General features: G+C 73.5%; 1 protein-coding gene. It reads right to left on the bottom strand.

Features of this window, described 5'->3' with window-relative positions; all coding sequences use genetic code 11:
* Positions 1 to 29 precede the first annotated feature (29 nt).
* Positions 30 to 13,946 (bottom strand): SDR family NAD(P)-dependent oxidoreductase, encoded by a 13,917-nt coding sequence (locus ACYQ78_RS05990; protein WP_459799657.1) that lies wholly within the window; start codon positions 13,944 to 13,946, stop codon positions 30 to 32.
* Positions 13,947 to 13,955: the final 9 nt, after the last annotated feature.

Below are 13,955 nucleotides of genomic sequence, written 5' to 3'. Positions count from 1 at the left end.
GTTTCCCCGAATAGCGAATGAATGGCGGGCTAGCGCCCGAGGCCACCATTGAATAAAGCGAACAGTTCCTCGTCGGACGCGTCGTCGAGCGTCGCCGCGCCGCCGTCGGCGCCCGGGGAACCGGTCCAGCGCGACAGCAGCGCCTGGAGCCGCAGAGTGATCTTCGTGCGGGTCAGCGTGTCCGCCGGCACCGACGCGAGCGCGTCGTCGAGCCGGTCGAGCTCGGCCAGCACGGCCGCGCCCTCCGACTCGTCGGGCAGCAGCGTGGTCTTCAGCAGCCCGGCGAGGGCCTGCGGGGTCGGATAGTCGAAGACCAGCGTCGCCGGGAGCTTCACGCCCGTGGACGCCCCGAGCCGGTTGCGCAGCTCGACCGCCGTGAGCGAGTCGAACCCGAGCTCCTTGAACGGCCTCGACGGCGGGATCTCCCCCGCCCCCGTGTGCCCCAGCACGGCCGCGACCTGCGCGAGCACGGCGTCGAGCAGGATGCGCTCCCGCTCGGCGGGCTGCGCGCCGGCGAGCCGCGCCGCCAGGTTCGCGGTGTCGTGCCCGGGTTCGGTGGCGAAGCCGCTGACCAGAGGGCTCCTGCGGGTCAGGGTGTACGCGGGTGCGAACACGTCCCAGTCGACGTCGGCCACGACCAGATGGGTCTCGTCGTCGTCGAGCGCCCGCTGGAGCGCCGCCAGCGCCCGGCCCGGCGCGAGCGGCTTGATGCCTCCCCTGCGCATGCGGGCCGCCTTCTCCCCGCCCGCCATGCCGCCTTCGTCCCAGGGACCCCAGGCGATGGACGTGGCGGTCAGGCCGCGCTCCCGGCGATCCCTGGCGAGGGCGTCGAGGGCGGCGTTGGCGGCGGCGTAGTTACCCTGGCCGGCCACGCCGAGCGTGCCGGCGAAGGAGGAGAACAGGACGAACGCGTCGAGGTCGCCGGTGAGCTCGTCGAGGTGCCGCGCGGCGTCGGCCTTGGCGGCCATGACGGTGGCCAGCCGTTCGGGGGTGAGCGACTCGACCACGCCGTCGTCGAGGACCCCGCCAGCGTGGAAGACCGAGGTGACGTCGTGTTCGGCGAGCAGCGCCTCGACCTGGGACCTTTGGGAGACGTCGCAGGCCACGACGGTGGCGCCCAGCTCCGCCGCGAGTTCGGCGGCGCCGGGGGCGTCGGGGCCGCGGCGGCTCACGAGCAGCAGGCGTTCGGCGCCGTTGCGCGCCAGCCAGCGGGCGACGTGGCCGCCCAGTGCCCCCGTTCCCCCGGTGATCAGGGTGGTGCCGGTGGGTCGCCAGGAACGTACAGGAGAGGAGGCGGCGGGGCGCACCAGACGGCGGGCCAGCGTGCGGTCGGCGGTCAGCGCGACCTGGTCCTCACCGGAGGTGAGCGCGGCGAGGAGCCGCACGGGGTCGAGATCATCGTCGTGGAGGTCTATGAAGCCGCCCCAGCGTTCGGGGTGCTCCAGCGCGGCGACCACGGCGAGGCCCCAGGCGGGGTCGCCCTTCTGCCCGGTGCGGGTCGCGATCCACAGGGGTGCGCCGATTCCGGCGTCGCCCAAAGCCTGGACCAGGGACAGGGTCTCGGCGAGAGGCCGGCCGTCGAGAGTGAGGGTCGAGACGACGCCGTCGAAGGGGGTCCCGTCGAGCCCGCGCAGGGCCACGGCCATCGCCTCACGGGCAGGGGGCAGCTGGAGGACGACCACCCGGCCGCCCTGGGATTCCAGGGCGGTGGTGAGGCCGTGGTCGGGGCCGATGACGAGCCAGGTCCCGGGTGTCGCGGCCGGGGCAGGGGTGATCTCCGTCCAGCGCAGGTGGTAGCGGAGGCCGTCGGCGGCCGAATGGTCCTGGTTCCTTCTCCGGTACGCCGCCAGCGACGGCAGCAACGTCCCCAGTGCTTCGTGGTCGTCGAGGGCCAGGGTGCCCGCGAGGGCGTCGAGGTCGCCCCGGTCGACCGCGTCCCAGAAACCGGCGTCGGCGGTGTCGGCCCGGCGGGGAGCCGCCTCGGGCCAGTAGCGGCGGCGCTCGAAGGCGTAGGTCGGCAGGTCGGTCAGGCGGGCCGGTGGGAGGATGTCCGCCCAGTCGGGGGTGAGACCGTGGGTGTGGAGGCGGGCGACGGCGGCCAGCAGGGTGGTCGCCTCGTCGCGGTCGCGGCGGGCCGAGGCGACCAGGAGCGCCTCGTTCTCCAGGCAGTCGGCGGCCGCGGCGGTGAGGATGCCGTCGGGACCGATCTCCAGGTAGGCCGTGACCCCGGCGCCTTCGAGGGCACGCATGGCGGCGAGGAAGTCGACCGGCCTCCTGACGTGGTCGACCCAGTAGGCGGCGTCCCGGCCGCCGTCGAAGGCGATGACCGGCTCGTGGTACGTCAGCCCTTCGCAGACCCGGCGGAAGTCATCGAGCATCGGGTCCATCAGGCGGGAGTGGAAGGCGTGCGAGACCTTGAGCCGCCGGGTCTTCTCGAAGCGCGCCGCCTCCGCGAGCACCGCCTCTTCCGGCCCCGCGATGACGACGGAGCGAGGCCCGTTGACCGCGGCGACATCGACATCGGGCGAAATTTCGCCTGACGTGGCCTGTATGGCGACCATCGCCCCGCCGGGCGGTAGCGCCCCCATCAGCGAGGCCCGCGCGGACACCAGCGCGCAGGCGTCCGCCAGCGACAGAATCCCGGCGACGTGCGCGGCGGCGATCTCACCGATCGAGTGACCCGCGACGTGGCCGGGCCGGACGCCCCACGACTCGATCAGCCGGAACAGCGCGACCTGGAAGGCGAAGATCGCCGGCTGGGTGTGGACGGTGTCGTCGAGCCCGGCACCGCTCTCCACCACCTCCCGCAGGCCCGGATCGAGCAGATCGAGCACGGCGTCGTAGGCCTCGGCGAAGACGGGGAACCGCTCGTACAACCCCTGCCCCATACCCGGACGCTGAGCGCCCTGACCGGTGAAGAGATAGGCGAGCGAGGGCGCGGCGTGCCCCTCCTCGGAGAGCCCACCATCGGCGAACGAGTTCAGCAGAGCGGCGGCCTCGGCATGGTCCCGAGCGACCACGGAAGCCCGCCGCGGGAGAAGCCCACGGCCCATGGCCAGCGTGAACGCGACATCGGCCAGAGACGTGGCATGCGAATCCCAGCCGACCGGGACCACGGCCCTATCTGACTCGACCGTGGAGCCCTCACGGTTTCCCGCCGATCCAGCGTCATTCGGGTCGACCAGCGCACTCTGGTCGGTCATGAGGACGGCAGCGGCCTCGATCCGGTCCCGGGCCGAACCGGCTGTTCCGGTGGCCGACGAATCGACCGAAAGACCCCGCGCGGCCACGGTGGGGGCGATGTCCGTCAGGTGGGTGGCCAGGCGGCGGGCCTGTGCCTTGAGTGCCTCATCCGTGTGGGCCGAGAGGAGGAGCGGGAACGGGCCCTCGGAGGCTTCCTCCTGTGTGGAGGGCGGGGCAGCCTCCAGGATGGTGTGGGCGTTGGTGCCGCTGAAGCCGAACGACGAGACCGCCGCGCGGCGGGCCCTGCCCGTCTCCGGCCAGGGGATCGTCTCGGTGAGCAGTTCGACCGCCCCCGCCGACCAGTCGACATGCGGGGTCGGCTGGTCGACGTGCAGGGTCTTGGGCAGCACGCCGTGCTCCAGGGCCAGCACCATCTTGATGACCCCGGCGATCCCGGCGGCGGCCTGGGTGTGGCCGATGTTCGACTTGATCGACCCGAGCCGCAGCGGTTCGACCCGATCCCGGCCGTAGGTGGCGAGGAGGGCCTGGGCCTCGATCGGGTCGCCCAGGGTGGTTCCGGTGCCGTGGGCCTCCACCACGTCGACGTCCCGGGAGGTCAGGCGGGCGTTGGCGAGGGCCTGGGTGATGACGCGCTGCTGCGAGGGGCCGTTGGGGGCGGTCAACCCGTTGGAGGCGCCGTCCTGGTTGACGGCCGAACCACGTACCAGGGCGAGAACCCGGTGGCCGTTGGCGAGCGCGTCGGAGAGGCGTTCGACGAGGACGACCCCGGCGCCCTCCCCCCAGCCCGTACCGTCGGCCGCCCCCGCGAAGGCCTTGCAGCGGCCGTCGGCGGCGAGCCCGCGCTGGCGGGAGAACTCGATGAACGCGCCGGGCGTCGACATGACGGTCACGCCACCGGCCAGCGCCAGCGAGCACTCTCCCTGCCTCAGTGCCTGGACCGCGAGGTGCAGGGCGACGAGGGAGGCCGAGCAGGCGGTGTCGACGGTCACGGCCGGGCCCTCGAACCCGAATGCATAGGCCAGGCGGCCTGACACGACGCTGGCCGCGTTGCCGGTGCCGAGGTAGCCCTCCACACCCTCCGCGTGGGCGGCGAGGTTCACGTAGTCCTGGCCGTTGGTGCCGACGAACACGCCGGTCCGCGACTCCTTGAGCGCGGCCGGGTCGATGCCCGCGCGTTCCATCGCCTCCCACGAGATCTCCAGCAGCAGCCGCTGCTGCGGGTCCATCGCGAGGGCCTCGCGGGGCGAGATGCCGAAGAACGCGGCGTCGAAGTCGGCGGCGCCGGTCAGGAAGCCGCCCTCCCTGGCATACGAGGTGCCCGGATTGTCGGGGTCAGGGTGGTAGAGCGCGTCCACGTCCCAGCCCCGGTCGAGGGGGAAGCCGGTGACGGCGTCGCCGCCGTCGAGCAGCAGCCGCCACAGGTCGCCGGGCGTCTCGACCCCGCCGGGGAACCGTAGGCCGAGGCCCACGATCGCGATCGGCTCGTCGTCGGCGCTGATGACGACGGTCTTCGTCTCTGTACGGCTCCCGCCCCCCAGTTCGGCCGACAGGTGCGCGGCCAGTGCGGCAGGGGTCGGATGGTCGTAGATCAGCGTCGGCGGCAGGGCCAGCCCGGTCACCGCCTGCAGCCGGTTGCGGAGTTCGACCGCCGTGAGCGAGGTGAACCCGAGCGACTTGAACGCCTTGCCGGGCTCGACCCCGTCGACGGAGGCGTGCCCGAGCGCCGCGGCGACGGTCTCCCTGACCAGCCCGAGCAGGTCTCCGTCGCGAAGTGGCCCGGCGACGGCCTTCGGCGCGGTGCCGCCCGGGGAGAAGAACCCGAGGAGCGGCGAGGGCCGGGTGGCGGTGAAGGCGGGCGCGAACCGCTCCCACGCGACGTCGGCGACCACGGGCGCGACGTCGCCCCGGTCGAGGGTGCGCTGGAGGGCCCGGATCGCCAGGTCGGCGGGCATGGGCGGCAGCCCGCTGCGGACCATCCTGTCGGCGACGTCGTCGGCCATGCCGCCCTCGGCCCACGGGCCCCAGGCGATCGACGTGGCGGGCAGCCCCGCTCCCCTGCGGGCCTCGGCGAAGGCGTCGAGGTAGGCGTTGGCGGCGGCGTATCCGGCCTGCCCGGCCGAGCCGATGACCCCGGCGAGCGAGGAGAACAGCACCAGGTCGGTCAGGTCTCCGGCGAGGTCGTGCAGGTTCTCGGCGGCGGTGCGCTTGGCCCGCAGGACGGTCTCCAGCCGCTCGGGCGTCAGCGACGAGATGACCCCGTCGTCGAGCACCCCGGCCGTGTGGAACACCGCCTCGACGGGATGCGCGGCCAGCAGCCCCGCCAGCGCGTCGCGGTCGGCGGCGTCACAGGCGACGACTGAGACCTCGGCCCCCATCGCGGTCAGCTCGGCGGCCAGCTCACCCGCACCGGGAGCGTCGGGCCCCCGCCGTCCGGCGAGCACGAGCTGCCGCGCGCCCCGCTCGGTGAGCCAGCGGGCGACATGGGCGCCGAGAGCACCCGTACCGCCCGTGACCAGCACCCGCTCCGGAGCCCGCCATTCCTGGACGGGCCGGTCCCCCGCCGGGGTGAGCCTGCGGCCGAACACACCCGAGGGCCGCACGGCGACCTGGTCCTCGCCCCCGGCGAGCACCGCCGAAACCCGGTCAGCGCACCCTTCGGCGACGTCGACGAGCCCACCCCAGCGGTCGGGGTACTCCAGCGCGGCGACCCGCCCGAACCCCCAGATCGACGCGAGCCCGGGGTCGAGCCCCGCCCGCTCCCCCGCCTTCACGGCGACGGCGTTCGAGGTCAGGCACCACAGCGGAGCCGGAATCCCGGCCTGGACGAGCGCCACGACATCGTCGAGCCGCGACAACGCCGAGATCACCCCCGCGAACGTGCCTTCGGGCAGCGGGTCACAGAGTGCGGTCGCGACGACCTCGGCGCCCTGGGCGCGCAGGGCCTCGGCCACCTCGGGTTCGACCCCGTCGTGGACGACGAGCCAGGTCCCCGACACCCGCCCCGACGTCTCCACCGGCGCCCACGTGACGGAGTAGCGCCAGGCGTCGAGCCGGTCGCGGGTCTGGCGGCGGCGGTGCCAGTCGGCGAGCGCGGGCAGTACACCGGCGACCTGCTCGGCCGGCAGGTCGAGTTCGGCGGCCAGCCCTTCGGCGTCGTCGCGGGTGACGGCCGACCAGAACTCACCGTCGGCTGTGCCGGTCTCCGGGACCGGCTCCAGCCAGTGGCGTTCGTGCTGGAAGGCGTAGGTCGGCAGGTCGACGCGGGTGCCGCGCTCGAAGGAGGCGGCCCAGTCGCCGTCGAAGCCGTACACCCAAAGGGCACCCAGCGCCGTCGTGAGGGCGGCGACCTCGGAGGTGCCCCGCTGCAGCGGCACGACGTCGCCGTCGACCATCGGCGTCAGCACGGCATCGGGCCCGACCTCGGCGAACACGGTCACGCCCGCGGCCTTGAGCCGCTCGATCGTGTCGTAGAACCGCACGGTGTCCCGGACGTGCCGGACCCAGTAGTCGGCGTCCCGGCCGCCCTCGAACGGGATGACCGGCTCGTGGTAGGTCAGCTCCTCACACACCCGCCGGAAGTCGTCGAGCATCGGGTCCATCAGGCGGGAGTGGAAGGCGTGCGAGACGTTCAGCCGCTTGGTCTTCTCGAACCGGGCGGCCTCCGCGAGCACCGTCTCCTCCGGCCCGGCGATCACCACCGAGCGCGGCCCGTTGACGGCGGCGATATCGACATCAGACGAAATTTCCCCCGGCGCGGCCTGTATGGCGACCATCGCCCCACCACCCGGAAGCGCCTGCATCAACGAAGCCCGAGCCGCCACGAGCGCGCAGGCATCCTCCAGCGAGAGAACCCCCGCGACATGCGCAGCGGCGATCTCCCCGATCGAGTGCCCGGCCACGACCCCAGGCGTCAGACCGAACGACTCCATCAGCCGATAGAGCGCCACTTCAAAGGCGAAGATCGCAGGCTGCGCCACCCCGGTCTCACCAATCGACCCCCCACCGAAAACGGCACCGGCCAGATCGAGTCCGCCCCCCATCACAGCGGAGGCGCCGTCATTCCCGATGGCTTCCGCACCGGTCTCACCATGGATACGGGAGTCGGTATTCCCCCGAGAGCCGACGCGCGTCCCACTGTGGCCCGAACCGGCAGCGGCCGAGAAATGGCCACAGACCTGGTCGAACGTCTCGGCGAACACCGGGAAGGCCTCATAGAGGTCGCGTCCCATGCCCGCCCGCTGGGAGCCCTGCCCCGTGAAGAGAAAAGCCAAAGTTCCGTCGGTACGCCTACCGACAGGCCCCGCCCCATCCGCCAACGCCCGAAGCTCGGCAGCCGACGAGACCACGGCGCGGTGCTCGAAAGCGGTCCGCCCCAGCAGCGACGTGGCCACATCCGCCCAGGCGGCGTCGATCGGCACCAGCCGCCCGGCCTGCGCCCGGACGGCCTCCGGCGAGGCACCGGAGATCCGCCACGGCAGCAAGGGACGACCCTGCGAAATCACACCATGCGCTCCGGCCGCCTCAGGCGACGTGCCGGACATCCCACCGGGCACGGCTCCGGTAACGGGACGAACCGGCGAAACCACGGCGTTCTCACCCGGCCGCGCCGGGGTCCGCCCTGACGGCACGATCCGGGCACCGGCCTCGGCGAACTCTTCGACGATCACGTGGGCGTTGGTGCCGCTGAAGCCGAACGACGAGATCCCCGCCCGGCGCGGCTCCTCCCGCCGTTCCCACGCCACCGGCTCGGTCAGGAGCCCGACCGCGCCGGACGTCCAGTCGACGTGGGGTGAGGGCTCGTCCACGTGAAGGGTCTTGGGCAGGACCCCGTTCCGCATCGCCATGACCATCTTGATCACGCCGCCGACACCGGCGGCCGCCTGGGTGTGGCCGATGTTCGACTTCAGCGAGCCGAGCCACAGCGGGCGGTCGCGCTCCTGGCCGTAGGTGGCGAGGACCGCCTGGGCCTCGATCGGGTCACCCAAGGTGGTGCCGGTGCCGTGGGCCTCGACGGCGTCGACCTGGCCGGGGCGGAGTCCCGCCCCGGCGAGCGCCTGCCGGATGACCCGCTGCTGTGACGGACCGTTGGGGGCGGTCAACCCGTTGGACGCGCCGTCCTGGTTGACCGCGGAACCGCGTACCAGAGCGAGAACCGGATGCCCGTTGGCCACGGCATCGGACAGGCGCTCGACGAGGAGGACGCCGACGCCCTCCGACCAGCCGGTGCCGTCGGCCGCGGCGGCGAAGGGCTTGCAGCGGCCGTCGGGGGCGAGCCCGCGCTGGCGGCTGAACTCCAGGAACGCGCCCGGCGTGGCCATCACGGTCACGCCGCCCGCCAGGGCCATCTCGCACTCGCCGTTGCGCAGCGCCTGGACCGCCAGGTGCAGGGCCACCAGCGACGACGAACAGGCCGTGTCGACCGTGACGGCGGGACCCTCCAGGCCGAAGGTGTACGCGATGCGGCCCGACGCCACACTGCCCGAGGTGCCCGTGCCGAGGTAGCCCTCGACGCCCTCGGGGAGGGTGCCGGGGCGGGTGGCGTAGTCGTGGTACATGACTCCGGCGAACACGCCCGTCCGGGAGCCCTTCACCACGTGCGGGTCGATGCCGGCCCGTTCGAACACCTCCCACGAGGTCTCCAGCAGCAGGCGCTGCTGCGGGTCCATCGCGACGGCCTCCCGGGGGGAGATGCCGAAGAAGGCGGCGTCGAAGTGGCCCGCGTCGTACAGGAAACCGCCTTCGCCGGTGTGGGAGGAGCCTTCGGCGTCGCGGTCGCCGAGCAGGGCGGCGAGGTCCCAGCCCCGGTCGGCGGGGAAGGCGGAGATGCCGTCGCCACCGGCGGCGACGAGCCGCCACAGGTCCTCGGGCGACCGCACGCCGCCGGGGTAGCGGCAGGCCATCCCCACGATCGCGATCGGCTCGTCGGCCACCTTCGTCACCGTCTCCGGAGCGGGGGCGACGGCCCCCGCCAGGTGGTCGGCCAGGGCGGTGGGGGTCGGGTAGTCGAAGATCAGGGTGGCGGGCAGGCGCAGGCCGGTCGCGGTGCCGAGGCGGTTGCGCAGTTCCACCGCCGCGAGCGAGTCGAAGCCGAGGGCGGCGAAGCCGCGCTGCGGGTCCACCGCCTGCGGCCCGGCATGGCCCAGGACGAGCGCGGTCTGGGTCCTGACCAGGTCGAGCGCTCCGGCCGCGTCGAGCCCGGTCACCTTCACGGCCGAGGCGAGGGCCCGGCGGCCTCCCGGGCGCACGAGCGCCCGCAGCATCGGCGGGACGCGGTCGCCGCCGCCGCGCAGGTCGAGCTTGATCGGGACAAGCAGGGCCTCGGGCGCGGCGAGCGCGGCGTCGAACAGCGCCAGGCCCTCGTCCGAGGTGAGCGCGGTGCTCCCGGCCCGGGTCAGCCTGCCGGTGTCGAGGCCGGCGGTGATGGTGCCGCGCTCCTCCCACAGCCCCCACGCGAGCGAGACCGCGGGCAGTCCGAGGGCCCGCCGGTGGGCGGCCAGGGCGTCGAGGGCGGCGTTGGCGGCGGCGTAGTTGCCCTGGCCGGGGTTGCCGAAGACCCCGGCGGCCGAGGAGAAGAGCACGAACAGGTCGAGGTCTCCGGCGAGTTCGTGCAGGTTGACCGCGGCCTGGACCTTGGGGCGCCAGACGGTCTCCAGGCGCTCGGGCGTGAGCGACTCGATGACGCCGTCGTCGAGTACTCCGGCGGCGTGCACGATCCCGCGTACGGGATGGTCGGCCAGCAGCGCGGCCACGGCCTCGCGGTCGGCCACGTCGCAGGCCCGCACGGTCACCTGGGCACCCAGCCCGGTGAGCTCCCCGACCAGTTCGGGGGCCCGGCCCGACCGGCTGACCAGCACCAGTTCGGTCACCCCGTGGGCGGTGACGAGATGCCGGGCGACGAGCCCGCCGAGTGCGCCGGTCGCGCCGGTGACCAGCACAGGACCGCGTACCTCGGGGACCTGTGCACCGGTCGTCCGCACGAGCCGGGGCGCGAAGGCGGCGCCGTCGCGGACCCGCACCTGCTCCTCACCCGTGCGCAGCGCGACGTCCACGTCGCCGTCGATCAGGAGGAACCGGCCCGGGTGCTCCGACTGCGCCGAGCGCACCAGGCCCCAGATCCCGGCCTGGTCCAGGTCCGCTCCTTCGCTCGCGGCCACCACCGCGACCACGCCGTCACGCGAAATCTGCTCCTGTACGACTTCAAGCGCCTCCGCCACGTCACGCGGCCTGACCACCAGGGCCTCGACGGGCTCCCCCGTGGCCGGGACGGGCGTCCATTCGACCGTCAGCAGGTCGTCGCGGCGCCGGGCGAGGGCGCCGGTGGGGAGAGCGCGGAGGGTGAGCGCGCCGATGCGGGCGACCGGCACGCCCGACGTGCTGTCGAGCGCGATGGCCACGGTGTCGGCGCTCACCGGGGTGACGCGCACCCGGAGGGAGGTGGCGCCGGTGGCGTGCAGGGCGACGTCCGACCAGGAGAACGGGAGCATCGGGCCGTCGGAGGTGATAGCGCCGAGGCCGATGGCATGCAGGGACGCGTCGAGCAGCGCCGGGTGCAGCCCGAACGTGGCGGTGTCGCCGCCGAAGGCGACCTCGGCGTAGACGTCGCCGCCCGAGCGGTGGGCGGCGGTCAGGCCGCGGAAGGCGGGGCCGTAACCGAGCCCGACCGAGGCGAGGCCGTCGTAGAAGCCGTCGAGGTCGATCGGCTCGGCGCCCGGCGGCGGCCAGGCGATGGGGTCGGGCGCGGGGGCGCCACTGGTCAGGACGCCGGTGGCGTGCCGCGTCCAGGGGTCGTCACCGGCCTGGGCGTGGATCTGGAACGGCCGCCGGCCGTGGTCGTCGGGGGGCTCGACGGAGACCTGGATCCTGACCGGTTCGGTGAGGACCACGGGGGCCTCGATGGTGAGGTCTTCGACCACGTCGCATCCGGCCTGGTCACCGGCCCGTACGGCCAGCTCGACCAGCGCGGCGCCCGGCAGCAGGACCACGCCGTCGACGGTGTGGTCGGCCAGCCACGGGTGGGTCGGCACGGACAGGCGGCCGGTGAACAGCAGGCCGTCCGATCCGGCGATGGCGGTCGAGGCGGCCAGCAGCGGATGCCCGGTCGGCCCGAGCCCCGCCGAGGCGACGTCCCCGGCCCAGCCCTCGGGGGCCCGCAGCCAGTACGACTCCCGCTCGAACGGATAGGTAGGCAGCTCGACCAGCCGCGCGCCGGGGAAGAACGGCGCCCAGTCGACGCGGCACCCGTCGGCGTGCAGCCGGGCCAGCCCCTCGGTGATCGCGGCGACCTCCCGGCCCGCCCGCACGGCGGGCACCCACAGGTGGTCGCCCTCGACGCACTCCTGCCCCATCGCGGTCAGCACCGCCTCGGGCCCGATCTCGACGAACCGGGTCACCCCGTCGCCCTCCAGCCGCCGCACGGCGTCGGCGAACCGCACCGCGTCACGGACGTGCGCGACCCAGTAGTCGGCGGAGGTGACATCACCCGAGGTCACGACCGGGATCTCCGGGGCGTGGAAGGTCAGCCCGCCGATCGCGGCCCGGAAGTCGTCGAGCATCGGGTCCATCAGGCGGGAGTGGAAGGCGTGCGAGACGGTGAGCCGCTTGGTCTTCTCAAAGCGCGCCGCCTCGGCCAGCACGGCCTCTTCCGGCCCCGAGATCACCACAGACCGAGGGCCGTTGACGGCAGCGATATCGACATTTCCCGAAATTTCGCCCGCCGTGGCCTGTACGGCGACCATCGCCCCACCCCGCGGCAGCGCCTGCATGAGCGCACCCCGCGCGGCCACCAGCCTGGCGGCGTCTTCTAACGACAGCACCCCCGCGCAGTGCGCCGCGGCCACCTCCCCGATCGAATGCCCGGCCAGGAAGTCGGGCCGCACCCCCCAAGAGGCGAACAACCGGAACAGCGCCACCTCGAAGGCGAAAAGGGCGGCCTGCGTGAACGCCGTCTCAGCGAGCCCATCACCCGAGGCGATCACCTCCCGCAACCTGCCAAGCCCCTCGGACGCACCGACCAGCGTGTCGATCGCCTCGTCGTAGGCGGTGGCGAAGACGGGGAAGGACGCGCGCAGCTCCGCCCCCATCGCGGCGCGCTGGGCGCCTTGGCCCGTGAACAGGAAGGCCAGGCCGCCCTGGGTCGCCTTTCCGCGCAGCGGGCCCTCGTCCAGCGAGGAGAGGAAGACGGCTCGGCGGTCGAGGGCGGCCCTGCCGGTCGCCAGGGTGTAGGCGACGTCGGCAGCCGGGACCTCCGGGTGGTCGCGGAGGAAGGTCTTCAGGCGGGTGACCTGGGTGTCGAGCGCTTCGGGGGTGCGGGCGGAGACGACCCACGGCAGCACGGCAGCGGGGGTGACCTCGCGGTCGTCCACCGGAGGGGCCTGCTCCAGGACCACGTGGGCGTTGGTGCCGCTGAAGCCGAACGACGACACGCCCGCCCTGCGGGGGCGGCCCGTTTCGGGCCAGGTCACCGACTCGGTGAGGAGGCGGCCGTTTCCGGCCGTCCAGTCGACGTGGGGGTTGGGCTCGTCGGCGTGGAGGGTCTTGGGGAGCACGCCGTGGCGCATCGCCTCGACCATCTTGATGACGCCGCCGATGCCGGCCGCCGCCTGGGTGTGGCCGATGTTCGACTTCAGGGAGCCCAGGTAGAAGGGCAGGAGGCGGTCTTTCCCATAAGTCGCGAGCAGGGCTTGGGCCTCGATCGGGTCGCCCAAGGTCGTGCCGGTGCCGTGGGCCTCGACCACGTCGACGTACGACGGGGCGAGCTGGGCCACGTCGAGGGCCTGGCGGATGACCCGCTGCTGCGACGGGCCGTTCGGGGCGGTCAGGCCGCTGGAGGCGCCGTCCTGGTTGACCGCCGAACCGCGTACCAGAGCAAGAATGGGATGGCCGTTGGCCAGGGCGTCGGAGAGGCGTTCGACCACGACGACCCCGGCGCCCTCGCCCCAGCCGGTGCCGTCGGCGTCGGCGGAGAAGGCCTTGCACCGGCCGTCGGAGGCGAGGCCGCGCTGGCGGGAGAACTCGACGAAGGCCGCGGGAGTGGCCATCACGGTCACGCCACCGGCCAGCGCCAGTGAGCACTCGCCGCGCCGCAGCGCCTCGACCGCCAGGTGCAGGGCGACCAGCGACGAGGAGCAGGCCGTGTCGACGGTGACGGCCGGGCCCTCCAGGCCGAAGGTGTAGGAGAGGCGTCCGGACACGACGCTGCCGGCGTTGCCGGTGCCCAGATATCCCTCGACGCCGTCGGGGACGGCGCCCAGCCGGGTCGCGTAGTCGTGGTACATGACCCCGGCGAACACGCCGGTCGCCGAGCCCTTCAGGGAGTGCGGGTCGATTCCGGCGCGTTCGAACGCCTCCCACGACACCTCCAGCAGGAGCCGCTGCTGCGGGTCCATCGCCAGGGCCTCGCGCGGGCCGATGCCGAAGAACTCGGCGTCGAACTCCTCGGCGCCGTGCAGGAAACCGCCCTCGAACGAGTAGGCGGTGCCCGGGTGGTCGGGGTCGGGGTGGTGGAGCGTGGCCAGATCCCAGCCCCGGGTCTCCGGCGGCAGCGAGATGCCCTCACGCCCCTCGGACACGAGCCGCCACAGGTCGCCGGGCGAGCGCACGTCACCCGGGTAGCGGCAGCCCATGCCGACGATCGCGATCGGCTCCCGGTCGGCGGCCTCGAAGTCCTGGAGGCGGCGACGGGTCTGGTGCAGGTCTGCCGTCACCCGCCGGAGATAGTCTCGGAGCTTGTCCTCGTTAGACATGGGAACCCT

This window comes from Herbidospora sp. RD11066 (genome assembly GCF_054661255.1).
Note: the sequence above shows the minus strand (reverse complement) of the source record. Positions and strands in the feature narration are given on the sequence as shown.

What these genes read in the sequence shown, in the direction of transcription:
- ACYQ78_RS05990 (WP_459799657.1), bottom strand. Translation starts at nt 13,946, where the DNA reads ATGTCTAACGAGGACAAGCTCCGAGACTATCTCCGGCGGGTGACGGCA.